20 protein-coding genes and 2 pseudogenes are annotated in these 26,505 nt (G+C 67.6%); 11 read left to right on the top strand and 11 right to left on the bottom strand.

What is annotated here, in order from left to right; genetic code table 11:
• The first annotated feature begins 37 nt into the window (after nucleotides 1-37).
• A complete protein-coding gene (locus ACFY5C_RS05120) occupies nucleotides 38-739 on the top strand; it encodes a restriction endonuclease (protein ID WP_389440506.1) in 702 nt (233 codons plus the stop codon).
• 702 nt (nucleotides 740-1,441) lie between these two features.
• Nucleotides 1,442-1,723 (top strand): trypco2 family protein, encoded by a 282-nt coding sequence (locus ACFY5C_RS05115; protein WP_389440503.1) that lies wholly within the window; start codon nucleotides 1,442-1,444, stop codon nucleotides 1,721-1,723.
• Nucleotides 1,724-1,856: 133 nt separating this feature from the next.
• Here ACFY5C_RS05115 and ACFY5C_RS05110 read toward each other — a convergent pair whose 3' ends face one another.
• Complete coding sequence (locus ACFY5C_RS05110; RefSeq protein WP_389440501.1) at nucleotides 1,857-4,661, bottom strand: ATP-dependent helicase; 2,805 nt, start codon at nucleotides 4,659-4,661, stop codon at nucleotides 1,857-1,859.
• A 618-nt stretch (nucleotides 4,662-5,279) separates the two neighbouring features.
• Here ACFY5C_RS05110 and ACFY5C_RS05105 point away from each other — a divergent pair.
• Nucleotides 5,280-5,895 (top strand): annotated as a pseudogene (locus ACFY5C_RS05105) (CoA transferase).
• A 74-nt stretch (nucleotides 5,896-5,969) separates the two neighbouring features.
• A complete protein-coding gene (locus ACFY5C_RS05100) occupies nucleotides 5,970-6,188 on the top strand; it encodes a hypothetical protein (protein WP_389440498.1) in 219 nt (72 codons plus the stop codon).
• 26 nt (nucleotides 6,189-6,214) lie between these two features.
• On the opposite strand, the gene ACFY5C_RS05095 is transcribed toward ACFY5C_RS05100, so the two are convergent.
• From ACFY5C_RS05095 to fxlM, 6 genes are all read right to left on the bottom strand, one after another.
• Complete coding sequence (locus ACFY5C_RS05095; RefSeq protein ID WP_389440495.1) at nucleotides 6,215-8,890, bottom strand: ATP/GTP-binding protein; 2,676 nt, start codon at nucleotides 8,888-8,890, stop codon at nucleotides 6,215-6,217.
• A 191-nt stretch (nucleotides 8,891-9,081) separates the two neighbouring features.
• The gene (locus tag ACFY5C_RS05090; protein WP_389440492.1) at nucleotides 9,082-10,038 is read right to left on the bottom strand and encodes a thiopeptide-type bacteriocin biosynthesis protein; all 957 of its coding nucleotides are present in this window, start codon (nucleotides 10,036-10,038) and stop codon (nucleotides 9,082-9,084) included.
• Nucleotides 10,039-10,047: 9 nt separating this feature from the next.
• Nucleotides 10,048-11,187, bottom strand: coding sequence for a lanthionine synthetase C family protein (locus ACFY5C_RS05085; protein WP_389440489.1), 1,140 nt, complete (start codon nucleotides 11,185-11,187; stop codon nucleotides 10,048-10,050).
• On the bottom strand, nucleotides 11,184-14,186 hold the full coding sequence (locus tag ACFY5C_RS05080; RefSeq protein WP_389440487.1) for a lantibiotic dehydratase: 3,003 nt from the start codon (nucleotides 14,184-14,186) through the stop codon (nucleotides 11,184-11,186). Before ACFY5C_RS05080 ends, ACFY5C_RS05085 begins: the two co-directional genes overlap by 4 nt.
• Nucleotides 14,187-14,289: 103 nt before the next feature.
• Entirely contained in the window at nucleotides 14,290-14,484 is a 195-nt protein-coding gene (locus ACFY5C_RS05075; protein WP_389440484.1) for an FxLD family lanthipeptide, read from the bottom strand.
• Between the two features lie 65 nt (nucleotides 14,485-14,549).
• Nucleotides 14,550-15,797, bottom strand: a complete 1,248-nt coding sequence (gene fxlM / locus ACFY5C_RS05070) for a methyltransferase, FxLD system (RefSeq protein WP_389440481.1) — start codon at nucleotides 15,795-15,797, stop codon at nucleotides 14,550-14,552.
• Between the two features lie 538 nt (nucleotides 15,798-16,335).
• Here fxlM and ACFY5C_RS05065 point away from each other — a divergent pair.
• Nucleotides 16,336-16,554, top strand: a complete 219-nt coding sequence (locus tag ACFY5C_RS05065; protein WP_389440478.1) for a hypothetical protein — start codon at nucleotides 16,336-16,338, stop codon at nucleotides 16,552-16,554.
• A gap of 130 nt (nucleotides 16,555-16,684) precedes the next feature.
• On the opposite strand, the gene ACFY5C_RS05060 is transcribed toward ACFY5C_RS05065, so the two are convergent.
• Complete coding sequence (locus ACFY5C_RS05060; RefSeq protein ID WP_389440476.1) at nucleotides 16,685-17,053, bottom strand: hypothetical protein; 369 nt, start codon at nucleotides 17,051-17,053, stop codon at nucleotides 16,685-16,687.
• A gap of 200 nt (nucleotides 17,054-17,253) precedes the next feature.
• Between ACFY5C_RS05060 and ACFY5C_RS05055 the strand changes: the two genes are divergently transcribed.
• The 4 genes from ACFY5C_RS05055 to ACFY5C_RS05040 are packed head-to-tail and all read left to right on the top strand — an operon-like array spanning nucleotide 17,254 to nucleotide 19,213.
• Nucleotides 17,254-17,673, top strand: coding sequence for a hypothetical protein (locus ACFY5C_RS05055; protein WP_389440474.1), 420 nt, complete (start codon nucleotides 17,254-17,256; stop codon nucleotides 17,671-17,673).
• Entirely contained in the window at nucleotides 17,633-18,157 is a 525-nt protein-coding gene (locus ACFY5C_RS05050; RefSeq protein WP_389440471.1) for a DUF6879 family protein, read from the top strand. The genes ACFY5C_RS05055 and ACFY5C_RS05050 overlap by 41 nt, the downstream gene beginning before the upstream one ends.
• A gap of 7 nt (nucleotides 18,158-18,164) precedes the next feature.
• Nucleotides 18,165-19,019 (top strand): helix-turn-helix domain-containing protein, encoded by an 855-nt coding sequence (locus tag ACFY5C_RS05045; protein WP_389440468.1) that lies wholly within the window; start codon nucleotides 18,165-18,167, stop codon nucleotides 19,017-19,019.
• 11 nt (nucleotides 19,020-19,030) lie between these two features.
• A complete protein-coding gene (locus tag ACFY5C_RS05040) occupies nucleotides 19,031-19,213 on the top strand; it encodes a DUF397 domain-containing protein (RefSeq protein ID WP_389440466.1) in 183 nt (60 codons plus the stop codon).
• Nucleotides 19,214-19,593: 380 nt separating this feature from the next.
• On the opposite strand, the gene ACFY5C_RS05035 is transcribed toward ACFY5C_RS05040, so the two are convergent.
• From ACFY5C_RS05035 to ACFY5C_RS05025, 3 genes are all read right to left on the bottom strand, one after another.
• Nucleotides 19,594-22,491, bottom strand: a complete 2,898-nt coding sequence (locus ACFY5C_RS05035) for an ATP-binding protein (protein WP_389440463.1) — start codon at nucleotides 22,489-22,491, stop codon at nucleotides 19,594-19,596.
• 215 nt (nucleotides 22,492-22,706) lie between these two features.
• Nucleotides 22,707-23,306: an RNA polymerase sigma factor gene (locus ACFY5C_RS05030; protein WP_389440460.1), complete on the bottom strand. Its 600-nt coding sequence runs from the start codon at nucleotides 23,304-23,306 to the stop codon at nucleotides 22,707-22,709.
• A complete protein-coding gene (locus tag ACFY5C_RS05025; protein ID WP_389440458.1) occupies nucleotides 23,303-23,575 on the bottom strand; it encodes a hypothetical protein in 273 nt (90 codons plus the stop codon). Before ACFY5C_RS05025 ends, ACFY5C_RS05030 begins: the two co-directional genes overlap by 4 nt.
• Before the next feature lie 308 nt (nucleotides 23,576-23,883).
• Here ACFY5C_RS05025 and ACFY5C_RS05020 point away from each other — a divergent pair.
• Both ACFY5C_RS05020 and ACFY5C_RS05015 read left to right on the top strand, forming a co-directional pair.
• A protein-coding gene (locus tag ACFY5C_RS05020; protein WP_389440456.1) for an IS5 family transposase occupies nucleotides 23,884-24,689 on the top strand; the annotation gives its coding sequence in 2 pieces (ribosomal slippage) (nucleotides 23,884-24,201 and nucleotides 24,204-24,689; 804 coding nt in all).
• Nucleotides 24,690-25,453: 764 nt separating this feature from the next.
• Nucleotides 25,454-26,133 (top strand): annotated as a pseudogene (locus tag ACFY5C_RS05015) (DUF317 domain-containing protein).
• The last annotated feature ends 372 nt before the right edge of the window (nucleotides 26,134-26,505 follow it).

Raw genomic sequence — 26,505 nt, 5'->3', positions numbered from 1 at the left:
TGCCGAGACTGCTGCTCAGGACGTGGGGAGGACTTGGATGGCGGTGCGGAGTCGACGTCTGTCGGGCGCGCGGAAACGCCGAGAGCAGCGGCTCAAGCTGGGCTTGATCGGCGTCATAGTCTGCCTCGTTGTACTGGTCGTGTTCTCGCAGGTGATCTGGCCGTACCTCGTCGGTGGGCTCGTTCTCGTCGGGAGTGTCTCCGGCGGGTGGTGGCTGTGGCGTATGAATCGATCTATCAAAGGGCGCGATGACCAGTGGCGGCAGGAGGAGGCACTCAAGGCCGGCCGCCGATCCCTCATCGAAGTGGACGCGATGTCGGGTGGTGAATTCGAGGACTTCGTTGTGGGTCTGTGCCGACGCGACGGATGCACTGAGGTTCGCCGGGTCGGTGGTTCACACGACGATGGCGCGGACGTGCTGGGGCGTCTGCCGGACGGCCGGAGCATGGTGATTCAGTGCAAGCGTTACTCACCGAAGAGCAGGATCCCGAGCCGCGAGGTCCGGGACCTTCTGGGCTCAAGGGTTCACTTCAAGGCCGACGTCGCGATCTTCGTTACGACCACGTACTTCACCGGACCGTCCGAGCGGACCGCGGTACAGAACGGCGTCATGGCGGTGCACCGCGACCATCTCGGGTTGTGGAACAACGGCGCCTCGCTTCTGTCGCTTAGCGAGGTGAACGGGGCGGGACAAGGCGACCGCAGGCATCGTGCTCGCTACAAGGAGACATACGAGTAGTGCACGTTGGCTCCTCCTAGGACGGTCCTCCTATACGACTTACCGACCTTTGACTGGCGACCGCGGTCGAGGGAATCGATAGCGAGCGACCTAACCGGCGGCTGGGGGTAACGTCTTTCCGATGACTCATCATGTGGAGTGCGTTGCCATCATGGACGGGCCGCGAAGGGTTCCTGATCTGCGGTTATTTGAGTGCGCATTATGTGCGGTGTGGGCGTTACGGGCTATATCTTGACGCTGAAATGACGCTCGTAACGCTCATTCTGATGCAGTGTTAGGTGGGAGGTTGGGTCGGTCAGGGCATCTGAAGGGACTGGGATGGCAGAGGTCCTGACTGCCGGAACGCTGACCCCGTGAAAAGGTCATGGCGATGTGACGGGGCGCCCGCAGAGACATAACATGGGCAAAAGCTCCAGAAAGCCGAAGCTGAAGCGCCGCCATCGGACCATGCCGCGTCTGCTCCTGCGACGCTTCGCCGATGGCGAGCAGATCATCCGCGTGCCTCTTGACGGGGGCGAGCGCCGTTCGGTCGGGATCGCCGACGTCCCCGTCCGCCGCCCGATGCCAAGTCGCCATGGTTCGCGAAGGGGGAACGGCATAGGCAGAAGGGAAAGCCCCCGGCCTTCGGCGTCCGAGCAACAACAGCTTGCCGACGTGGTCTAGCGTTTGTCCTCCTAATCCTTAACGGCGGGGGAGCTCGCGGTGATCGGTCTGAAGGAAGCCATCCAGGCGACGTACGACGAGCTGACGGCTGCGGCACACGGGGGCGCCAATAATCCACTGCGATTTCAGTACAGCAGCATCGAGCTGGAGATGACCATCGCCATGAGCGACTCACGGGAGCGCCAGGGCGGACTGAAGGTCTGGGTCTTGGACGGCTTCCGGAAGCGGATTCGCGGCAAGACCTCTACGCACACGGTCCGGGTGACCATCGAGCCGCACACCTCCGCCGGGGGAGAAGTCGCCTACACGGTGCACGAGTGATCACCTCCAGAGTGCCTCGACCTGGTCCGGGTTCCAGAGGACCACGGCGGTCGCGTCGGAGGGGTGGAGGTTGGGCCGTGGTGCCGGTGTCGCACAACACCGCGGCCCAACGGGCCGACGTGGTCGAGCAGTGTTACGGAGTGCGGGGTCGGTCCCGGCAGATTGTGGCGAAGTCGCAGGCGGCGCAGGTGCCGCACCACGAGGTCTTTCGGGGCATGTCGTTGTGGCGGAGTTGGTCCCCGGCCTTGGCGACCTTGCCGGAGATCTCCTTCAGCAGGGTGTCGTTGACCTCCTCGCGGCTGCTGCGGCTGCCCTCATCGAGGTTCAGGACCTCGACGAGGTCGGCGCGCTTGCCGCTCAGCTCCTCGTACCCCGCAACGTAGATGTGCAGTTGATCGCGGGTGACAGCGTCAGCCTGGGCGCGTTCCTTGGACTTGAAGTCCACGATCGACTGCTCACCGGTGTCGATCCGGCGGATCAGGTCGATTCGCCCGCTGACCGTCACCCCTGGCGTGAGATGCACCTCTACGGGCTGCTCGGAGTGCTCGGTGAGGGCCAGTCGCGAGCCGTTCTCGCGGAGGTAGCGGTGGACGGAGCGGATGGCTGCGTTGCGCAGCTGTTCCTTGAGCGGCTCCGGTGCGAACGGAGCGTGCAGGTGCCGGTCGACGAGCGCCTCCACCTCAGTCGTGTCGACGATGTCGCCCTTCACGGCGCGCTTGTGAACCTCCGCCATTACGTCATGGAGCGACTTGCCGTACCCGAGTTCCTTCTGCAACGGCGAGTCGAAGCCGTACAGGAACCGCAGCTTGAACTGGTATGGACACTCGAACAGGTACTTCAGCTCGCTGAAGCTGAAGACGATGTCGGGCGTGTCGGCCAGGGGGGTGGAGGGCAGTCGGTTCAGCGTGGACTCGTCGGGCCTGGCGGCCTCCCGGGTCAGGACGTAGGTGTTGCGCGTCGCCTCGGCGAAGAACTGCGACTCCCGCTGGTAGAGCTTGCCCGGCCCGGGGGAGAAGGAGAGGACGAGGAACTTCTGGGCGCGGGTCGCGGCCACGTAGAAGAGCCGGCGCTCGTCGTCCTCGCTGCCGCGGTACCGGTCGGCGTCGTTGACGGCGGCCTCCGGGACGATGTGGAAGACACTGAGTCCGCCCTGCCGTTTGCTGGGGAAGCGGTTGCGGCGCATACAGGGCACGAAGACCGCCGGCCACTGCATGCCCTTGGCCTGGTGGACGGTGGCGATCGTGACGGCATCGGGCTGGGCGTATCCTGCGTCGGCGTCACTCTCCTCGTAGTAGTCGCCGGCCTGGTGCTCCAGCCACTTGGCGAAGGTGGCGAACCGGTCGGGCGGGCTGCTGAGGAAGTGGATGCGCTCGTAGTCGCCGATGGCGGTGCTGAACCGTCCCAGGTTGTAGAAGGCGAGCTCACTGCGCTCGCGGCCGACCTCGGCCGTCAGGTGTTCCTCGCGGACGCCGACCTCGCCCAGGAAGCGCTGGTAGGTGCCCTGGATCGTATAGGTGTCCCAGGGCGTGCCCTCCGCCCAGCCGCGGGCCTCGTCGAGGATCTTCACCCCGCGCTTCAGGGCCTCCTCACGGAGCCCGAGCCGGGCGTCCGTCCAGGCTGTGACGACGGCGTCGCCGTCGACGGTTCCGGCGATGTAGTCGAAGCAGGTCTTGGCGGCCTGGACCTCGGGGGTCTGGAACAGGCGGCTCAGGCCCTTGATGATGTAGCGGATGCCGCGGGCGCGCATCTCGGTGACCAGCGGGTCGGCATCGCCTGACACGCTGCGGAAGAGGACGGCGAAGTCCGCGTACGCCAGGCCCCGTGGCGGCGCGCCGGCACGGTCGGTGAAGGGCAGTCCGATCATCCACTCGATGCGGTCGCAGATCCACGCGGCCTCCTCCTGCGGCGTACCGAAGGAGAGGGCCAGCAGGTCGCCGCGGTCATAACTCTGGTGGCCACTGGCGATCATCGACTTGCTCAGCCGACGCGCGGGATCGATGCCCTCCGCCACCCGGCGTGCAAGGTCCACCACCGCCTCGGATGAGCGGAAGTTCTCATTGAGCGTCACGGTCTTGGCGCTGGTGTGGCGGGTGGCGAACGTCAGGATGTTGTTCACCGCGCTTCCGCGCCACTGGTAGATCGTCTGGTCGTCGTCCCCCACGACGCACAGGTTCGCGCCGAACTGGATGAGGCCGGCGATCAACTGCTCTTGGACGGGGTTGGTGTCCTGGTATTCGTCCACCACGACGTAGCGGACCGTATCCTGCACGTGGGCGCGCAGATTGACCACGGGTTCGGCGGTCGGCCCTCCCGTACTCGGTGGCGGGAGCAGCAGGTCCGCGGCGAGGCGGAGGATCTCGCTGTAGTCGAGGTAGTGAAGGCGCTGGAGCAACGCCCGGTAACTGCTCAGGCCGTCGAGCACGTCAGACGGCAACTCGTCCTGGTCGATCTCGTCCTCTCGGAGCATCCCCAAAACTCGTTGGTAGAGACGTGAGTTGACGTACCGCTTCATCGGACGGGTCGGTTTGCCCTTGGTGCGGATCTGTGTCGTCGTCAGGCCGCTGGTCCGGCTATTGCGGTCGATCAGAACACGAGCCTGCACATCGCTGAGAACAGTGCATTTGAACGTTTCCGGCACCTGGGACTGCAGCATGCTCAAGGCGTAGCCGTGCATGGTGCCGACGAAAAGCTCGGCCAATCCACGCACATCTCCCAGTTCCTCTCGGACGCGAGAGACGATGCGCTGCTTCAGCTCTCCGGCCGCCCGGTCGGTGAACGTGAAGGCGACAATGTGCCGCGGCTCCACGCCGGGTAGCTGGAGCAACTTCACCACCCGCCGGGCGATGACTTCCGTCTTTCCGGAGCCGGCGCACGCGACGATTCCCAGGTGCCGGTCCACGGTGTCGATCGCTGCCAGCTGATCCGAAGTTAGTTGCACCGAGGTGCCTCCACTTGTCACGTCGGGGACCTGCTCCCCGAGCGACGAACTGTGTACCAAGCGGCACTGACAGTCGCTTCATTGCTGCAGCGTCCTGCCTGCCACCAGTTCGAATTTCGTCTGGCGTGCCTGTCGGGCAATCTGTCCAATGATCACTGGTTAATGTTTTCGGAGGTGCGTTAATCGCCTCACTCTAACGGGTGTACATGTTCGAGGTTCGTCTCTGATGTGTTCGATGTATCCGGTGGGGTGATCGTGTAAGCGACTGGGACTGGTGGAGGCGGCGGCCGCGGCCGGGTGGATCGCGCAAAACGCGCAGGACGTATTCCGTCCTCGATTGCAGAGTCGCGGATTCACTCACGGGCGGCGAGTTCGATCGAACGGGCCGTAAGTCCTTGCGGGCGGACAGCTGAGGAAAGGCCGAGTAGTGGTCCGGGCGACGCGGTGCCGACTGCGTAAAATGTGAATGTGAGTCAGGAAGGTGCCGCTACCGCAGATGCATCGCGCCATGCCAAAAGGCACTAGGTGCTTGGAGGGCGCTTGGTGAGGGTACGTCTGCTGTTTTCTGACCTGCTCTTACGTGATGCCCTGACTGGCCGTCAGTGAACCTGGGCGTTCCTGGATCTGCGCGCGGAGGACGGCCGGGCGCGCTTCCTGGAGTTGCTGTCCGAGGCGGACGTACTCGTGCACGGATACCGCCCCGGCGGTCTGGACGAGCTCGTCACCCCGGACCTCCGTGCTGCCGCGTGCCCCGGCCTGATGGAAATGGCCCTGAACGCCTACGGCTGGACCCCCGTGGCAGAACCGCAGGGGCTTCGACACCCTCGTCCAGTTCAGCACCGGCCTCGCCGACGCGACGACGGCCTGGGCTCTCGCCGACCCCGGAAATTGGACGCCGATCACCGCGCTGGGCACGCTCGGCGACGCCGACCGGCCCCGGCACCTTCCCGTCGAAGCACTCGACTTCGTCACCGGATACCCGATCGCCGCAGCCGCGATCCGGGGCCTGACGCACCGGGTGACAACGGGAGGGGGCTCGGTCTCCCGCGTGTCACTCGCCCGCACCGCGGCGATGCTCATCGACGCGGGCCATCTCACCGAGGAGCCGGAGATCCGCCTGCCCCTCCACGGGCCTTACGGCCCGGCATCTTCGCCAGTGGCGACGGCCCGGTCAGGCGGCTCGAATTCCCCGTGTCGGTCGAGGAGAACCTGCTCTTTTGGGAGCGGCCCCTGAGGCGGCAGGCTCGTCCACGCCGACATGGTCCACCAGGCGCTTACCGCAGTCGGCTCCTCTCGCGGCGCGGCACGGTGGCCGGGGCCCGTGCTCCCGTCGTGCTGTGGTGCGGCACGGTCAGTCTGTTCGCTGACTTCGTCTACGAGAGGGCACGGTCGGTCACCGGGCTCCTCCTGGCTTCACTGGGCGATTCCGCCCTGGTCGTCGGTGTCGTCACTGGTGCCGGTGAGGCGGCGGCGCTGGCGTTGCGACTGGTCTCCGGCCCGCTGGCCGACCGCACCCGCCGGTTTTGAGGACTGGTGATCGCCGGATACCGGGCTTACCGGGCCGTCCCCAGGCGATTGCGGCGCGTCATCACTATGTTGCGCCAGCGTTCGCGGGTCCGTCGTTCCCCGTCGATCCACCGTGCCTGTGCGACATTCGGTGGGAGGGGGAGGTCGGCCATGAAGTGCGCGATCTCGACGTAGTACGCGTAGTCGCCGCTGCGGGTGAGCTCGTGCAGGAGGGAGATCCCGGCCGCGAGTTCGTCGCGAGCGTCGAGAACCGCATGGTGGAAGCACAGGGCCAGTTGGAGTTTGGCCGCGGCGTAGGAGATTCCGGAGACGTCGATTTCGGCGAGGAGGACGGCGGCCCGGTCGGGCAGGTCTGCGGCGTACCCGGCCTCGCGAACCAATGCGGCGATCCGTGCGGTCATCTCGGCGGAGCGCAGGCTGAGGCGCAACAGCAGCCGGTCTGCCAGATCGAGCCCGTCGTCGGCCTGGGCAGGGTCGGTGAAGGCGACGGCGAAGGCGAGGTGTGCCTGGGACATTGCGGTCTCGCCTACCGCACCGTGCTGTTCGGCTTCGCTCCGGGCCGCCAGGTAGGCGGCTGCGGCCCGGTCCATGTCTCCCTGGACCCACCACACGTCCCCAAGCACTCGCTGGTGCCGTCCCTCCCAGCCCAGCCTTCCGGCGGCATCCACCGCCGCAGGGAAGTCCCCGGACAGTCGGCTCAGATGCGCTAGGCCGCGGCCGGCGGCGAAGGCCAACCGGCCGCCGGCGGAGGCAACGCGCTGCATGCCACGACGCGAGTCATCGGTCAGCCCAAGATCCCGTTGGGCCTTCGCCAGGTAGTACGTGGCCAGCTCGGCCAGCTCATCGGTGAGCAGCCCCGATGCCAGGACGGCCGAGAGCCGACTGGCTGTACGCTCGCGGTGCTCGTGCTGGCGGCGGGCGATGGCGCTGAGCGTTTCCACCAAGGCATCCGCCGTGGTCTGCAGGCCGCCCGACGACGTGTCACGCGCGGCGGGCAGCGCGAGCGGCTCCCAAATGGAATCTGCCACATACTGGAATGCGGCACCGCCGAGCCAGCCGAGATCGAGACCGAAGTCCCGCGCAAGGAGCAAGCCTTGCTGAAGGCAGCCGACCAGGACGGTTCGGTCGCGTCTGAGATCTTGGCGCCACTCCTCCTCCAGGGCATGGAATGCACGCTGGGCCGCGCGCTGCCAGTCCTGCTGCGACCAGCGGTCGTCACTGCCGTCCTCCGCGTTGCGGATGGCGGAGCGGATGAGGTCGTGGATATGGAAGGGCCACGTGCCGGAGGGGGACTCCCGGATGAAGGGACGTTCAATCAGCCGTAGGGCGGGCGCGTCGTGGTCCATGGAGGCGGCCTTGGTGGCCAGAGGCACGGAGAAAGCGCTGAGCAGGCTGACCGAGCGGAGGACGTGGCGTTCCTCGGCGGTCAGGTCGCTGAGCGTGCGGGCGATCAGGGCGGGGAAGTCGTGGTCGAAGTCGGTGACCTGCGGTTGCCTGCCGCCCCGTCGCAGCTCCAGGTAGCGCATGACCGACAGGTCCAGGTACAGGGGCAGCCCGTGGGAGCGCTCGGCGATGACCCGGCGGACCGGTGCGTCGATCAGCGGCTGCCCGTCGCGGCTGAGCCTGCGGGCCAGGTACTCCTCGCAGTCGTCGGGGGAGAAGTCGCCGATCAGGATCTGGCGGCCGGAGGCACCTGAACGGGGATGTGCGGCGTCGTCGGTGACGAGGCCGGGCCAGGCGTTCGGTCCGACCCAGTCGAGTTGCCCTTCCAGGCTCGTCTCCGCCCACTGGAGGCGGTTGCGTCCGGTGACGACGAAGAACGCGTTGGGCATCAGCCATACGATGCGCTGGAGCAGTCGCTCGAAGTCGCGGTGGGTGCGGTCACCGGTGTCCTCGAAGGCGTCCAGCAGGATCACGGGCAGTGCGCTGTTGCCGGCCGGGAGCTGGGCCAGGTCCCAGGCGAGAAGGTGCGGGTAGAAGCTGAGGGCTTCCAGGTCCGGCTCGGCTTCCAGGAGATCGGCCAGACGGGAGCAGCCGGCGAGGGCGCGCACGGATTGGCGCCGCTCGCGTAACGCCTTGATGAGCGCTCCGGCTCCGTGGCCGAGTGCGCCCCCGACGGTGCCGGGCAGGAGCAGGGCCTGGGCGACGTCGCTGAGGGCGGACTGTATCTGCTGGGGCAGGGCGGCCGCGGCGCTAAAGCGGCTCAGTAGCCCGCCCCGGCGTAGGTAGTCCTCGATCGGTTCGCCCGGGTGGTTATGCTCCCAGTAGCGGCGCAGGGCGAGGTCGAAAGCGGGCATCGGCCGGCCGAGGGCGGCGACGGCGAGGCGGATCGTGAGGATGACTCGCTCGAAGTCTGTGCGTGCCGCACGAGCGAGGTCGATCCGAACGGGCAGGGTCCGCGCCTCGGGGTGGGACGGCGATTCCCATTGCACGGGGCGAAGCTCGCTGCCGGCCAGCGACGCCTCGATCTTGCGGGAGAGTGTGGACTTGCCGATCCCTCCCACGCCGTGGAAGACGAGGATGTTCTGGCGCGGGCTCTCCAGGTCCTCCACATTGAAGTCCGCGCCGGCTACGAGCTGTATGTGTTCTGCCAGGCAGGCCGTCACCGCCCGCCACTGAGCCTGCCGGTTCGTGAACGCCTCATCGGCGGAGATGCTCCGGTCGTTCGAGCTGAACAGCGTGCGAAGATCCCGCCTGGCCACGCCCCGCCTCCCCCCTGTTGATCAACTGGGGTCAATCTACGCACTCGCGAGGACTACAGGGCAAGCCCGCATTCGGGCAGCATCTGCCAATATCTGTACCTCAGTTGGAGGCTGGTCAGCAGTGCGCCCCGCCGTCCTGGCGTAGGTGAGATCCACATGCTGGTGCTGGCGAGGCCGGCGCCAAGGCTTTGTCAGCAACCTAGGGTTGCCTCTCGGGCAGCGCGCGCCCAGACGGCCTGCTGGCGGGTGGTGAAGCCCATGCGGTTCCAGTGGAAGAGGATGTGTCTGGCCAGGATGCCGCGCAGCCCGAGCTGAAGGTCGCCCGCACGTGCTGCTGCGCTCAGGGCTCGTGCGCCGTGCTCCATGCTGGTGACCCAGGCACGCAGAAGCATCAGGGGCCCATCGGAGAGTGCAGGGCCGGCGTCGAGCATCAGGAGCCGCCGTAGCGTGCCCACCATGCCGCTGACCTTGTCGGGGGACATGTCTGTGGATAGGGGCCGTCTGGCTTCGACCTGCCCCCACACATCTCCCTGTTCGCCCCACTCCAGCCCAGCGGCGCGTAGGAACAGTGTGGTGACGAGGAGGGAAGTCTCCTTGGGCCCGAGGAGCTCCCCGCGGTCATCGGTGACGTGCTGGTAGTAGCGGAGCACGCCGACGCTGTCGGCGTGGAACAGGGCATGTGCGAGCCTCACGCCGTGCGGCCCGCCGAAGGCGACGGCTTCCGGTTCGTACTGCGAGGGCCACCACTGAGTGGCCACACCGCAGGACAAGGTGCTGTCGAGGGCTTTGGAGACGTGCTCGATGGTGTCCTCGGTCCTCGCGCCTGGGGCCGGCTGGACGCGTAGGCGCCAGCAGGGGTACTTGCGCACGAACCACCATGCTGCGACCGGCCCGGCGTGCAGGGCTGGCAGGAGGTAGGCGCGGAAGGCGCGGTCTGCGGTTGTGTAGTCGGCGAACTTGATGTTCACCTGGTGCCAGTCCGCGGGCGGGGTGTCGAGTGCGGCCCGGCCAGCGGCGCGGTAGCGCTCGACCGCGTCGGCCAGTCGGGCAGGGGACGTGCTTGCTCTGGTAGCTGCCTCCTTGACCGGCGTGCCGGCGAGGACGGACAGCACTGCGTTCTCCAGCACGCCGGGGTCCTCGTGGTCCACTTCATCTCCTCAGCACAAGAGCAGGCAGCCGTCCCATTCAGTGGCGGGCGCGGGACCCGGTTCGGCGCCTTGGAACGCCAGGGCTGCCCCTGCCGCTCCTTCGAGGAAGCTGGGGTCCTTCGGAGGGCTGAGGGCTAGGAAGCGTTCGCGGAGTTCGGGGAGTCGGTCGGTGAACACGGTGGGGGTTTCGGCGTCCTCGGCGACGCGTTGCACGGTGCGTAGCAGGCCGCCGACTCCGTGGCACAGGCCGCGGGTGGTGAGCTGGTCGAGCTGGGACGGGTCGGCCAGGCAGTACAGGAGTGCGCGTTCGGCCATCCTCTTGCGGTCCTCGTCGCCCAGGGCGATCGCAGCGAGCTGCTGCGCACGAGCCAGTCCGGGGACGCCGTAGCACCAGGACGGTGCGGTCGACGCCACGGGTGTCGGGTTTGTATCGGCGATCCAGCGCGGCCAGCGGGTCCCGCGGTGGTCGCTGCGGCGTATGCGGTCGAGCCAGTGGCAGATGCGGGCTATGGCGGTGTCGTGGCCACCCACGGTGATGCCGTGGCGCTTGGCCAGGGCGAGGAGGGCGAGCGGGCCGGTGATGCCATGGGCGAGACCGGCGTTGGCATGACCGCCGGGCGTTGCCGCCTGGTGGCTGGCCGGGGCGTGCCCGACCCACCAGCCGGGGAGTGGTTCCCCCCTGGGCCCAGCCGCGGGCTCGGTGAGCCGGACCAGGTACTCCAGGACCGCCTTCAACTCGTCGCTCTCCGGCAGGCGCCGCAGGAGAAGGGCACCGAGTCCGGTCAGGCCCCGGAACAGGTCGTACTCGGCGAAGCTGGCGTAGCGGCCCTGGTCGATGCGTGCGTGGGCGGTAGCCAGGCGGCGGCGGGTGTGTGCGGCGACGACGGCGTCCAGTGTGTGCAGGGCTCCGGTGTAGCGGTCGCTGTCGGCGGCGGCCAGGTGCAGGACGTACGTCATCGCGGGTGCGCCAAGGAACAGGCTGGCATCGTCTCCGTCGATCAGGGGGCCGATGGCGGCGAGTTCCCGGTGTACGGACCGCCATGAGGCGACCCCGCGCCGGGCTGCTTCGATGTGGAGCAGGGTGATGCCGAGGGGGCCGTGCGCGAGGGACTGAAGGGTGGCCTCGGGGGCGGGCGGGGCGGTGGTCACCACGTGGCTCCTTGGGCGCGGGCGGTCCAGGACAGGGCGGCGGCGCGGGCGAGGCGGCGGCAGGCGGCTTCGCCGTCGGGGTCGATGCCGGCGGTGCGGTTGTGGTGCATGTGCAGCAGGGATGGCAGTACGGCGGCTGGGTCGGCACCGTTGGCTTTGAGGGCCTGGTGGTAGGCGGTCAGGGCGTCTCGGCGCAGGGCCCACGTTGTGGCGACGTAGGCGCCGTCCGGCAGGGAGTGCAGGGAGGCGCGGTCGGGGTCCGGGGTGATGAGGCGGATCGCCGTGGTGAGTACGTCACGGGGTGCGGGGGAGCCGTCGCTCTTCAGGAGGTTGGTCGTGAGCCATGTCCGGCTGTCTGTGGGTGAGCCGAGGAAGGCGTCGGTGATGTCCACGAAGCTGGCGGCGGTGACGGCAGGCCGCAGGTGATCGGGGGTGGGCAGGGCCATCTGCGCGAGGGCGGCGGCGGAGTCCGCGGCGAAGAACCGTTCGGCGGCCTCCAAGACGGTGCCGGTGCCGTAGCGACCGGACTCCGGCTCGTCGGTGTCCCATTGCACGCGCTGGATCAGTCCTTCGGCGCGTACCTCTGCGGCCCACGCGGCGACGCGCTGTGCAGCGTCGCCGAAGGTGTGTGGGTCCGGCAGGCGGAGCCGCAGTCGCAGGTGGCTGTCAGGGTCGGCGTAGCGGGTGAACCACCAGTCCGGCGCTTCGGCTTCCCAGTCGCTCAGCAGCCGCGGCAGTTGGGTGGTCAGCACCTCCGGTACGCGGTCGGAGTTGCCGTACAGCTTGAGGTACGCCCACTCGCTCGCGCCCGGTATCCGGCCGGAGGTGCGGCTCACCACGGTCGTGGTCCGGGAGATGGGCGCGGGGGCCGGCGGTTGGTCGGCGGCGAAGGGCACGGTGATCTCATGCGCGCGTCCCACCCAGCCGAACGCGCTCTCCGGGGGCGCCTCGTGCAGCACCACTGTGCCGTTTCGGTCCAGCTCGGCCTGAAGGAGCTGGACGTGGGCGGGGATGTCGAGGTCCAGGCGCAGCCGTTGGTCGTCGCTGCCGACGTAGACGGTGCGTGGCACGCCGTAGCGGATGCGCCAGTCGGTGAAGCGGAAGGCCCAGTTGTCCCCGCCGAGGTCTCGGGCGCGTAGTCGCCAGCACGCGGCGGACAGGATGGTGCGGCCGACGCGTACTTCTGGCAGGAACGGCAGTTGGGCTGCCGCGCCCCAGGCGAAGGGTAGGAGGACCGCAGTGTGTGAGCGGTGTAGTTCGCACACGAAGCGGACCAGTGGGTGGGTGGCGTTGGCGAGTTCCACGGCGTTCATGACCGACGGTTCGATCAGCTGACCGGTGGCAAGCTGCACCAGGTACAGGCGTTGCGAGTCGGCGACGACGCCGAGGTCGTCCAGGTCGAGGGTGGCTTGCGGGTTGTGCTCGCTGACGGACAGCACATTCGGCAAGACAGCCGGGGCACGTGCGACGTTGTACGTCGGCAGCCGCAGCGGCGGGCTGGAGACCTGGCCTCGGGCGGCGCCGACAGTGAGCGTCGGCAGGTCGGCGTACGCGGCGGTCATCCGCTCCCGGTCGGGTTGCTCCAGCATGGTCAGGAAGCGGCCGGTGGTGGTGCCGGCTGCGAGGGAGAGCCCGGCCGTGGTCAGTGTGAACCGGCCGCGCTCCAGGTCCTTCAGGGAGGGCGACAGCACGGTGAAGCACAGTTCGACGTGCGCGGGAACCTGGTCGGGCTTGCCGAGTGACAGCGCCTGGATGTCCTCCTCGCTGAGGACGATCTCGCGCTGGTCGTTGAGAGCGGCGTGCTGGGCGAGGGCGAGGAGGTGTTCGTCGCGGCGGCTCGTGGCCAGCACTGTGCGCTTCAGGACCGTCCCGCGGTAGCCGACGGGAAAGCCGAGGCCGGTGTCCGGGTCGGTGAGGTCACGCAAGGGGACGATGGCGCCCATGCTGTAGCGCTCCAGGAACCGCGTCCGGTAGTCATTCCAGGACGGAGAACCGTTCGGGTACGGCGTGATCCGGGCCATGACCTCCAGAGCGTGCTCAGCCTCACGGGCCACGATCTCCGGTAGGACGACGTCGCAGTCGGGCCGTAGGTTGACGACCAGAGTGCGGTCCGTGATGCCGGTGAGGGCGTTCATCCTTGCGCCAGCCTGTGCGCGGAGAGACTGTTGGTTGTCCAGTGGGCCGCTGTTGTGAGCGGTGAGGAGTGTGCGAATCTGCCGCAGCTTCCTCGCCGTGTCAGAGGTGGCTTCGGCTGTTTCGAGCTGGTCGATCAGGTGACCGAGAGCGTCGTCGCACGTCATGGGGGCGTGCAGGCTGCTCAGAAGTACCCGGTGCGCGACAAGGTTGCGCAGCATGTCCTCGATCATCGCAGGTGGGGTCTCGGGGTAGCGGCTGGACAGCTTGGCCGTGAGGTCGCCGACCGCGATGGGCGAACGGGCGAGAGCCAGTACCGCTTCGACGGCCGGGGTGCACTGTAACCGCGTATCGGTTGGGCCGTCAGGGCCGCCCGGCTGGTGCTGCACTGTGATCCGGCCCCCGCGCGCTGTGCAGGTGGGGTCGGCGATGACATGCAGGTGCCGCAGCACATCCGGGTCGCGTTCCAGGGCGGTGATGACGTCGTTCATCCACACCGCGTCGGCGCGCGCGAAGGCGCGGTGTTCGGTGCCCCACTGGACTCGGGCTGCATGCCCGACACGTACGGGTGCGGGCCCGGCGAACAGCCCGAAGGGCGTGGCGCGGTGCTGCATCCGCAGCAGGTAGCGAGCCAGAGAGACAGCCGTGCGCCTGACGACCCGTGGTCGCCGGCGTTCTCCGCTGAGCACCTGACGGACAGTGTCGGCAAGGAGGGGGGTGGCGACCTCGATCGCGGGGGCCACGGTGTCATCCGTCCAGACCTGAGCGATCCATTCATCCAACCGGTGCGTGTCGGCGGCGTCGCCGTACAGGCCTGGCCAGGGGGGCAGCGTCGCTGCCAACGGGAACACCGAAGCTCTGATCATGCCCGCATCAATAGCGCGATACATGGGACGTGCCTCCTTCATTGTCACGACGGTGCGGGGGCCGGGCTGGGCAAGGAGCCTCGGCCCGGCCCCGCGCGGCGGGTCAGCCGCCGATGCAGGTGCTGTTGGAGCAGGCTGACTGGCAGGTGGAGCCGCAGTTGTCGCTGGTGTCGTTCAGTAGCGAGCCGAGGACCGGGGCGGAGGCCACGGTCTCGATACGGAGGTCGAAGTCCGACTCTGTGGCGGCCCCGAAGTCCGTGGCGGCCTTCAGAGTGGTGCCTGTGTTCTGCGGTGCCATCGCGTTCTCCTCGTCTGCAGAGGTGGGTGGATGTGTCTTACGGCCTGATCGCGACGCGGGCGGCGTCACGGCCAGGAGACGGTGATTCGCGTGTGCAGCCGGTCGATGACGCGGCCTGCTGGGAGTTGGTCGTCCGGGGTTCCGGCCGGGTGGACCTCGATGTGCGCACGGTGACCGCGATGGTCGCGGTCCCACGTCTGGATCTCCTCGACCAGGCGCTCGGCGACGGCCTTGCCCTGCGGCCCGTGGCCGACCGCGCCCAGCTCGAACCGGTCGGGGTCATCGGTGGCGCGGACCGTGCGGTAGGCGAAGCTGTCGCCGTCCACGAGCGTCGGCACGCCGAGCGGCGAGGCGGAGGCGACCAGGCCGCGTTGCCGGGCGGAGGGCTTCGCTGCCATCAGGGGGAGGTTGTCCAGGGCGGTCGTCAGCCACAGGTCCAGATGCTCGTTGGACTCATCGCCTGCGAGGGTCACGCCGGACCACGCCTCGGCGCGCGCGGTGCGCAGTGCGGTACGCAGGGCCTCGGTGTCGGGCTCGGGGTGTCCGTCCAGGCGCAGGGCGATCTCCTCGCCGTCCGTGTCGTGGAGGACGGCCAGGCGCACGCGGTTCTCGCCGGCGCCCTGCATCGGCACGAAGCCGCACAGCTCGAACCCGTCGCTGACCAGACGCTCGCCGTCGCGGACGAAGGCGATGGTGCGGGTCATGCCGCGCATCCGCAGCGGGACGACGAGTCGGCCGCCTTCCTTGAGTTGGTGGATCCAGGCCGGTGGGATGTCGGCTGCCTGCACGGTGACGAGGATGCGGTCGTACGGTGCATGGCCGGGCGCGCCGTGCTCGCCGTCGGCGGTGATCACGGTGACGTTCCGGTGACCGGTCCCTTTGAGGAAGTCCTTCGCACGCTGTGTGACATCGTGGTCGATGTCCATCGTGATGACGCGGCCTTGCTCTCCCAGCAGCTCGGCGAGATAGGCCGCGTTCACGCCGCCGGAGCCGATCTCCAGGACGCTCATCCCCGGCTGGATATCGGCCTGCTCGATCTGCATGGCCTGGATGCGCGGAGCAGACACCGAGCTGACGTCCACGCCCGTGGCGTCCGTCTTCGTCACAGCGGCGTACTCGGCGTCGTAAGTCCTGGCCATGGCCACGTCGGGAGTGGCCAGGTGTCGGGGGACCGAGCGGAACGCGGCCACCACGCGGGGGCTGCGTGCGGCGCCCAGTTCGATCAGCCGCTGCACCATGGCATCGCGTAGTTGCTGGTCGGACACAGGGGCACTGTCGTTGTTCCGGGTCGTCATGCCGGGGACGTCATCCACGAGCGTTCTCCTTCTCGGGGGCGTGCGCCGAGGGGTTGGGGGAGGGGCCGTACAGAGGGTCGGAGGCGAGGCAGGCGCCCCGCGCCGGAGTAGTTCGATGCGGCTGGCCCGCTCCCGCTGCGACCTGTCTTTCGGAGGCCAGGGGAAGCCTCCAGTTCGAACAGCGGGGGCGGGGTTTGAAGACCCGGCTGAGCGCGGCCGACTTCCTACGCGATGTGGGCGGGCGGTCTGTGGAGTGGCGCGCTGGTGGGCCACTGGTCGACGGGGTAAGGCTGCGCGAGCGCGGAGCTGGGGGCGCGTTGCCGGCGGATGGCTCGCTCGCTCATCGTCCAGTGGAGCTGTTCGAGCCTGAAAACGCACCACTGGCAGGCGAAGAGGGGAAAGGCCCTGTCTGCCACAGTGATGTCGCCGATCTCTGCCACCGGAACGCCGGTCTGTTCGCACCTGAAGCAGCTCCCGTTCTGCCAGTCGAAACGGCCCCACAACTCGTCCGGCCTCAAACCCATGGCGGACCGCCGTCTGGGAGGTGCGGCCTCGGGTGACCGCCGACGAGGGGCAGAAAGGCGACGGGACGGGCGTGCCAGACGAAGGAGTGGGGTTCTGCCGTGAGCGGCAGCGTGAAGTCCGCTCCCTGCTTCAGGGCGGAGGCGGCATCACGCCATCCCCGGTCGCGTCGGTCCACGAGCGGGTCGATGAACGCCGGTTCGACGACCGAGGCGATGATGCGGATCTGGATTCGGGCCCATCGGACGGCTGAGGCGGCGGTCTGCTGCGCAGCCGAGCTGATGCACCGGCCGTCGGTGTGACGCCACTCGCACCAGAAGCCTGGTTCAGGCGCGCAGGCGGCACGTGCAGGCGCGGGCGAGCGGCGAAGCAGCAAGGGGTGGTCAGGGCGCATGGCCGTTTTCCTCCGTGTACACCCACAGCAGGCGGCGGGTCAGCCCGGCCACGTCGCGCATGAAGAAGAAGGCACTGAAGGCCGGCGTCTCCTTCGTGGGCCGCTCGGACAGCGTCAGCAGCCTGTCTGCCTCTCTGCACAGGCCCCTGACGGCGGGGTCCTCATCGGCGCCCAGCTCCCCGCCGAGAAGCAGGCCCAGCTGCTCAATGATGACCGTCGTCCTGGCGTTGATGTCCTCGCGGGTGGAGGTACTCAGCTCCATCTTCAGTGCGGCGTCGGTGCTGCCCGCGATCAGCTCCGTGTCGATGGGCAGGCAGTCGACGGCTGGAGCCTTGCGTTCGTCGGGCACGGTGGCCATCACGCATCTCCCCTTCGTACTGCAACCTGGGGCGGCTGCTGCCTCGGTTGCTCGGTTCGCAGACGAACGTAGAGCGGCCTTCACCCAAGTCCCAAGAAGATTGCGCGAGTTTGCAGTAAGCCGATTGACGGCCTCGAACGACTCCTCGACCATCGTCGTGTCGCGCAAACCCGAGCAAGGCAGCAGACAGGAGAACGACCATGAAGCTACGGTTCCTTGGTAAGAACTCCACGGTCGGCGACTGCCCGACCCTGTACGCCACAGACCGGGACACCTACCTCGTCCAGGGCTGGAAGATCTTCGCGAACGACCTGTTGATGCAACTCGAGATCTCCGAGAGGGAGACGGCGGTGGAGGTGCCCACGGAGCTGTTCGAGCACCTCACGAAGGACGGCCTGCCGACCGGGGAGATCAGGCGCCTCGAAGACCCGATCATGATCCTGACGCCGGGGGGTACGTTCGTCGTCCAGGGCCGAGAGGTGAACGACCCCGAGGCCCTGGCCCAGATGGAGATTCCGGACTACGAGACCGTGGTCGAGGTCCCCAAGACCGCGATCATCGCCCTACTGGAGGAACCGCGTGAAGCTGATCTCCAGCGCCGAGCGCAACCAGCTCTTTGAGAGCTTCGCGCAGGACGCATTCCATCTGGAGCTGAGGGACGACTACTCCGTCCCCGACGAGGACAGCCCGTTCACGAGCTGGCTGCGCGGTGAGACCGTCGACTACTGCTACATGGAACCGTGGACGCAGCTCATGCGGCGTGTCACCGGGGAAGGGAAAACCGTCCGACGTGTCCGCGTGGTCACGGAGCCGCACACTCCCTACATCCAGTGGGAGCACGCCACCACCGCCCTCAACGAAGAGGCTGGCGAAGAGATTCGCTGGCTGCCCCGGCACCGCTTGCCCGACGGCGTCACCTTCCCCGTGGGAGGCAACGACTGGTGGCTGTACGACGACCGCCTTCTCGCCGTGGGCCACTTCGACTCCGACGGCAGAGTCCTCGGATCGGAGATCGTCGAAGATCCGGCAACCGTAGCCGTGTGCGTGCGCCTGCGGGACCGGCTGTGGGACGCCGCCATCCCCCACCCCGAGTACAAGCCCTGACCGACCCGTGACCACGCAAGTAGAAGAGGCACTGCAAGCGCTCGGTGCCCGGCTGCGCGGCTTCCGCAAGGACGCCGGCTTCACCAGCGGCCGGGCATTCGCGCGTGCCACCTCGTGGCAGGAGTCGAAGGTCTCCCGCATCGAGAACGGCAGACAGCGCCCCAGTGAGGACGACATCCGCGTTTGGTGCGAGATGACCGGCCAGGGCGACCAACTGGGGGACCTGGTCGCGATCGTCCGCCACGTCGACGAGCTGTGGCTCGAGTGGCGCCGACAACTCCAGACCGGCGTCGAGAAGCGGCAGCGCCAAGCCATTCCGGTGTACGCCAGGACCAAGGTCTTCCGCATCTGGCACCCCACGGTCGTCTGGGGAACTCTCCAGACCTCCGAGTACGCCGCCGAGGTCTTCCAACAGGGCGTCAGCTACTACGAGATCCCCAACGACGCAGAAGCCGCCGTGGCGAAGCGCTTGGAGCGGCAGCAGTACCTGTACCAAGGGGATCGCATCTTCAACGTCCTACTCGGCGAACAGGCCCTGTACACCAACTTCGGCGGCCCGGAAGTGATGAGGGGGCAACTTGACCGCCTCCTGGCCGTGATGAGGCTACCCCGCCTCAGCCTGGGCATCGTCCCCCGGTCGGCGCCAACCTCCATATGGCCGGGCAACGCGTTCTCGATGTTCGATGACCGGCTCGTCCTCGTCGAGACCTACTCGGCGGAGCTCTCCGTCACGCAGCCCCGAGAAATCGAGCTGTACACCAAGGCGTTCGCCCTCTTGAAACAGTCGGCGGTCTACGGAACCGCCGTCCGAGACCTCATCTCCACAGCGATCCAACACTTCGATCAGATGCCGAGCGACTAGGAGAGCGCACCATGCAGCCCATGACCCCGAACTGGCGAACCAGCTCCTACACAGAGACGCAGAACTGCGTCGAAGTGGCCGACAACGACCGTGAGCACGTGCTTGTTCGGGACACGAAGGCGCGCGGTTGGGGAATGCTGGCCGTCCAGCGAAGCAGCTGGGCGGCATTCGTCGAGTACGCCACGAAGGCGTAGCGCCGGATCGGATGGGGCCCCGTCCACAGCTTCTCAGGGTGGAGCCCCACCCAACTTCGCGGCGTTGTCTGTTCCGTTTCGGAACGAGTCTCGATGGGATGCAGGTTCTCCATTTCCGTGTCATGCAGCGACATGATGTCGTGGACGTTTTGAGGCAGTCTCACGCCGTGGCCTCTGCATGCTGTCCCAGCCTTGAGTCATTTCCTCAAGCGCGAAACGGTCCTGATTTCTCAGTCCTGGTACGCCTCGTCCGTTGAGTGCACAAGCAGAGGGAACAGCCGGGTGATTGGGTCGCCCTGCTCGGCCTACCTACGGGTACGAGTCGCGCGGTGCCCGCTTTCGGGCCCACCCATGGAGTCGACGGGCGCTGCGTGGTATCGCTACAAGCGGGAGAGAGCACCGAGGTCTCTGGCGAGACCGGTGTTGTCGGTGCCGATCTTTCGGTAGACGGAGGAGAGCAGTCGCTTCACACCCTGTTCGGTGATGCGCAGTTCCTTCGCGACCACCGCTGCGGGGTGGCCTTGGGCCGTCATTTCGGCAACGCGTCGTTCATGGGCGGTGAGTGTGTCTCTCTGCGCGTGGCGCAGCGGCCGCAGTCCGGCCGCCGAGAGTTCCTCTCTGGCGTGGGCGGCCAGAGCCTCGGCGTCACAGTGGACAGCAGCTTCCAGGCCGAGGAACAGGCGATCCGCGGCTTCTTGTAGTTGGCCGTTCCGGGACAGGGCTGCGCCGTATCCGACCAGGGCCCGGGCCAGCTCGTACGAGGCCGGAGACCGTTCCAGGTGGTCGACGGCCTCGGCGTACAGGTCGAGTGCCGCCGACCCGCCGGTCACTTCGGCCTCGGTGTGGAGTGCCTGGCCGATCGCGGACGCCGCACCGAAGTGCCGGGCCCGTTCGACGGCCTCCCGGGCCAGGCGGACCGCCCGGTCGGGATCGGTGGAGGCGAGAGTGGACGCCAGGTGCAGCTGCCAGGGGCACCAGGTCGGGTTGCGCCAGTTCCGTGACTCCAGCCAGTCCCCGACGTCGGACAGGATGCGCTCGGCCTCGGATTGCCGCCCCTCGGCCAGGAGCAGTTCGGCGTACACCGTGCGGGGATCCGGGTAGACGACGGCATTCGGAACCATCTCGCCATAGCGGTAGGAATCGGCGAGCTTACGCGCGTCGGACGTCCGCCCGCGGGCGACAAGGGTCTGGATGAGGATGCCGATGGCGAACCACTGGGCGGGCACCGCGCCTTCCACTCGCTCGGCGGTGCGCAGGCCGTCCCGTACCAGTGCCTCCGCATCGGTGAGGCAGCCGCGGCGGTAGCGGATGTAGGCCAAGAGGGCCTGTCCGACAGCCAGGTGGGAGCCGCGCCAGCCTTTGGACTCGCACTCGGCCATCCCTTCAGCGAACAGCTCTTCGGCCCGCCGTGGCTGGTCGCAGTACATGAAGACGAGGGCGACGGAAACGGGTACCTCGAAGCCCCGGTTCTCATCAGTCCAGCTCAGTCCGCCGCGCAGGGACTCCTCGGCATGGGAGAGGACGGTCTGCCGCGGCTCGCCGCGCATCATGGCGTCCCAGGCTCGCAGGCCCAGGATGTAGCGCTCCTCCAGACCGCGGCCGGTCAGGCGCTCGGCCAGCCGCGCCAGCCGGCGCGAGCGGGCGGACGAGTCGGGCTCGTCGGCGCGGAGCGCGCTCCATACGAAGTGATCGGCTTGCATACGCAGCCGGATGCGTGGGTTGGTCGCCTGCCGTGCCTCGTCGGCGGCCAGGGCTGCCGCCTCGGCCACCTGGTCGGTGTGGGCCAGCGCCTGTGTCAGCCGTTGGACCATGGAGGCCCTCAGCTCGGGGTCGACTCCGGGTTCCGACAGAGCTTCCCGGAGATGACGGATCGTGGGGCTGGGGTCGATCAGGGAGGTCGAGCAGGCCAGTTCGTGGAGGAGCGCTGCACGGTCCTGCGGGAGGGGCGGCTCCCGCAGCGCCCGGGTCAGCACGCGCCGGGCGGCCTCCGGCGCCCCCGCGTGAAGGTACTCCCGCGCGGCATCCCGCAGACATTCGACTGCTTCGGGGCTGCCCTCGCAGGGCACCTCCAGCAGATGCCGGGCAGCGGCGGTGGCACCGAACCCCGCGGCGCGGACAGCATCTGCCGCGTAATTGTGCAGACCGATTCGCAGGGCCGAGGGAATGGACCGGTAGATCGTCGAGGCGATCAGCGGATGTACGAACTCCAGGTCACCGCCCTGTCCGGGGGCGTCGGTCAGGATTCGCGCGGCGCGCAGTGTGCGGATCGCCTCGGCGGCCTCCTCGCTGTCGAGGACGGCGAGGGCAGCCGTGAGGTCCGGCGAGATGGGGGTACCCAGAACAGCGGCGGCCCACGCGAAGCGGACGGTCGCCGCACCGAGCCCTTGCAGTCGCTCGATCAGCCCGCGGCCCCTGATCGCCGAGGCCAGATCCCGCACCACCGGCAACTCGTCCTGCGTGCCTGCTACTTGCCGTTCGCCGAGCCGGATGGCGAGTTCGACGACCTCGAAAGGACTCCCTGCGGTCACCGCCCAGCATTCCTGGCAGAACTCGTCCTCGGCTCCCTCGCCCACCTTCTCCCTGATGATTCGTGCCACGCCGTACGGCGTGAGTGGTTTCAGGGCGTAGGGGCGGTTCCTGTGATGCTCGATGAGCGCGCGGAAGGTGGTCTCGTCGGGCGGCAGTTCGTCCGGCCGGTAGGCGACGACGATCAGCAGTGGGAGGTCTTCGGCTCGTGGGGCGAAGGAAGCGATCCAGTTCAGAGATTCGATGTCGGCCCAGTGCATGTCGTCCAGGAGCAGGACGACGGGTGCCTTCATGACCGTGAGGCGGGTCACGACCCAGTCCAGGCCGTCGCGCACCCCGGTCGGGTCCGGTGCCCGAGTGGGGTCTGGCGCCCTGAGTCCGAGTGCGGCGGCGACGATGTCGTACCAACCACCCAGGAAGACACGGCGCTCCGCCTCGTCCATCGCTGCCAGGGCGGGCTGCACCAGCTGGCGCACCACGCGGAACGCGGACTCCTGCTCCGTCTCGCCGCCCTTGCCCGACAACACCGTGAAACCGTGTGCCGCGGCCCGGGCACGCGCTTCCGCGATGAGCGCCGTCTTGCCCAGTCCGGCCGGGCCGGTGAAGGCGAGCAGCCCGGTGCGCCGCGGTCGCCCCACACGGTCGGTGGTTCTGCCCAGCTCCGCCAACGCTTCGTCGATCGCGCGAAATTCGTCTTGGCGCTCCAGCAACAGGCAGTTCTCGGTGGTCGGCAGCCGCAGCTCATGCGCCATATGCCTGGCCGCGTCATATCGCCGATCCCCGGAAGACAGCGCCGACCGCTCGACTGGCTCCTGGGGGGACGGCCTCTCCTCGGCCATCCACTCCCTCAACTCGTTCAAGCCTTCAACAGCACTCTGCGTTGGAGCCTGCGCATCCACTACACGGTCGAGTTGCTTGAGAAGGTCGTCAGCCCTGACGGGCACGCCGGCCCTCGACGGGGGGTTGGTCACGCCTGACCACGCCTGGGCGTTCCCCATCCCGCTGCCTCCTCTCCTGGATCGTCGTCCCTCCACTCGGATGGGAAGACGACCTCGCCCCCCAGTTCCGCGACCAGCGTGTTCCGCGCGTTGCTCAGATGGACCCGTACGGTGCTCGGAGCGATGTCCAAGTGTGCGGCGATCTCATGGTTGGTCCACTCGCCCTGCCACTTCAACAGTGCCACCCGTCGCTGAGCACAAGGCATGCTGTCGACGACCTTCCAGCACTTCTGCAAAAGGAGATTGGAGATCGCCGTACGCGGCGTATCCACGTCGGACACCATGTCCTGGCCGCTGACGCTCTCTGCGTAGTGTCTGGCTGCTTTCCACTGGTCGAAGACCTTGTTCTTCAGCACTCGGTACAGCCACGCCCGTTGACTGCACTCGCTTCGGGTGCGCAAAGTACCCCACTGCAAGGCAGCGGCCTTGAATGTCTCCTGAACCAGGTCGCGAGCCATATGAAGCTTGCCACCAAGCAGCCGGTCCGCGAATTTGACCATGGCATCACGGAACTTCATGTACAGGACCGCAATCTCATCCCAGTGATGCGCCGGGATTCGAGGCGTCATGAGTCCCGCTCCGGAAGCGACCCTGCCCCGCCTCCGACCTGAATCAACATTTTCGGACCCCCCATGCCAGCCTCCTGCGCCACTACGGTGCCGGGCGGCGCCTGCGTGGTGATGGCCAGCAGTGTCTTGCGGCGCGACGTCTCCGAAAGGAATTTCGTCACTCCAACGATGAGTAAGACGCAGCAGGCGGACTGCCACGGCAACACGTGCCGCACGAAGGCTGCCCCCTCAACTGCCCACCCCTGCACCAGGGCTGTGATGGTGTTCATGCCTGTTCATCTCTCGCCCCACCAGAAGTGTTTAGCCGACGTCAACAGCCATGCGAACACGCAACGGCAGGATTCACCCCGGGATGCCATCGAATTCGAACGTTCATGTTGAAGTAGATAGTGAGTCCGCACGCCTCAGCGGCAGCAGCAGTGGCCGGCGGCCTTCCATCGCAAAGCCCAGAATCAGATCCGTGTACCGCGCCTGCAAGGGTTCGGCGTGACTGGCTTCCCTAAGAGCTCGTAACACGATCTTGTGGACCTGCGCTGATGGGGAGTGGCTTGTAGGAGGGTTCCGTCGTTCGTGGGGTGTGGGGAACCGACCATGGAACGTGGACGACGACTTGTGGACGCTGATTGAGCCGTTGCTGCCGTCGTGGCCCAAGAAGGCACCCGGTCCGAAGCCCGTGGATGACCGGCTGTGCCTGCAAGGCATCCTGTACGTGCTCTACAACGACGTCAGCTGGCAACTGCTGCCGCTGGAGCTCGGGTTCGGCTCCGGACAGACCTGCTGGCGCCGGCTGGGCCGATGGCAGAAGGCCGGCGTCTTCGAGAAACTGCACCAGATCCTGCTCGCCGAGCTGCACGCGGCCGACGCCCTGGACTGGACCCGGGCCTGTGTGGATGCTTCCCACATCCGAGCGAAAAAGGGGGCGAGGCCACCGGCCCGTCACCGGTCGACCGCGGGAAGACGGGCAGTAAACACCACCTGATCTGCGACGGCAACGGCACCCCGTTCAAGGTCATCACCACCGCGGCCAACGTCAACGACGTCACCCCGACCCTGGCCCTGGTCGACGGCATCCCGCCCGTCGCGGGTAAGCCGGGCCGTCCGCGCCGGCGCCCCGATGCCCTTCTGGCCGACAAGGGCTACGACAGCAACCCCAACCGTGGCGAGTTGCGCAGGCGCCGCATCCTGCCGGTGATCTCCCGCAAGGGCGCCCCGAACATCAAGGGCCTGGGCAAGCTCCGCTACGTCGTCGAGCAGACCTTCTCGCTCCTGCATCACTTCAAGCGCCTGGCCGTCCGATGGGAAAGACGCCTCGACCTGCATGACGCCCTCGTCTCACTTGCCTGCGGCCTCATCTGCTGGAGACGCCTTAAGAAGGTAACGTGACCATTCTTCGACTCAGACGGGAGGGGGAGTCGTTGCCAGAACATATGGTGCGGGCGAGCGCGCTGTTGACCGAGCACGAGGTCGAACTACTTCGGCGTTCCCTCCTTGAATGGGGCGGGCCTGCCCGGTGCAGTGACCCCCTCGCCGTCGGCATGGGGTTCGCGGACGCTCAGGATCTACTCGACCAGTGCCGCGTGCTGAATCGTGCACTCGGTGAAGATGCCCCGCTCAAGGCAGTGGACTGGGCACGGACTCTCCTGGCAACAGAGATTGTCTTTGTCAGCGATCTTGCTGGCTCAGGCGTCGAATGGTCAACGACCACGGGGTTCACCGACGAGGCCACGATCAGGACGCTGCGGTCAATCCAGCGCAAGCTTGCCGTGAGGCCCTACTACGGACGACGTCCGAGCCCTCCGCGCTGACCTCCCACCAACGGATGGATCGCCTAGACCGCCGCGCAAACAAGATCCTGTTACGAGCTCTAAGGTGAACGGTCTTTCCTGGGAATCTCGGATTCGTGGCCGATCGGCCGCCGACTGGCCATCCGCGGTGAGATTCGGCCACGAAATCTCAGACTCGACATGGGATAACGGCGGCCAAGTTCGCCGGGGGCAGACAGGAAAGATCCCGAAGGGAATGGTGGTCCGGGGGCAGGGCATGTCAACGTAAAACACCCTGCTGGAAAGCCCATCCCCGAGCCCACGGAGGCGCCCCTGCACCCGGACCACCCCAGCGGCCTATCTCATCCCGACTCTCCAGACCCGGTGTACTGGGTCACTCCGCGGCACCTGGCCGGTGACGACGGCGTACTCGCCGAGCGGATCGGCGACACCCTTGCCAGCCTCGGCTGGAGCATGTGGCCGACAGCGCGCCACACCCTGCTGTATGTGAGCCCGGACGGGCTGCGTGGCGCCGAATGGGATCCTCGCCAGCTACCCATTCGAGCTGGGTGGCCTGCCCGTTGCCTGGCAGCTGAGCGCCCGCCCGCACGGGGCTTCCGCAATGGTGGAGTGGAACGCGTACTTCACTGCCGGCGTTCCGTACGAGGCGCTCGCCGACCTTCTTGTCGCTCTCGACGCCCGTGACGCGCCAGACGCTAGCTTCGCGGGCCCCGACACGGTGCTCCACGCGCTGAGTGACCGGGGCTGGATCCGCGACGTGGACCGCCCCCGCACGACTGCCATGGACCCCGGATGTGCCTCCTGCGTCTCCCTGGAGATGTTGCCGCCGTTCATCCAGGACGCCGATCCGCGCCCTGATCTGGTGGGATGGCAGGCGTGGGCGGAGCCTGTGCTGGGCGCCCCGTATCTGTGGTGTGCCAGCTTCAGCGCCAGTGTCCCGCATGATCTGGTCGCCGCGTTCGCTGGCCTCGCCTGCCCCGGTGTCCCGTCGCACCCTTCCCCAGAGCGCCGAGAGGCGGCTCAACATCGTCCGCCGCAGCTGACGCTGCGCCCAGTTGCGGACTGCTGTGCTGGGCATCGGGGTTTCCCTGCGTTTTGGCAGTTCAGATGGGTGAGGCACGAATTCTGTGCCCGCCGCACGACAGTGAGGAAGTGTCCTTGTTCTTTCGCCGTGCCCGAGCGGACCGCGCGTTTCGTGAAGCCCAGCGCGCGGGTTACGCGCTCCTACAGCAGATGCACGCTGAGTGGCCTTGCCGGACCACATCGCGGGTGCGGTGGCACCGGCCGCATCGCAGGCGCCTGACGTCCTTCCGTCAGACTTGCGGGCTCCCTCGCGCCAGGAGCTGGCCGGGCTGATGATGCGCTGGGAGCAGCCGCTTGTCATCTAGGGCGAGATCCGTGCCTGCCACGAGTGC

Origin of the sequence: Streptomyces sp. NPDC012935 (assembly GCF_042900345.1) — a bacterium.
Classification (GTDB): Bacteria; Actinomycetota; Actinomycetes; order Streptomycetales; family Streptomycetaceae; genus Streptomyces.
Note: the sequence above shows the minus strand (reverse complement) of the source record. Positions and strands in the feature narration are given on the sequence as shown.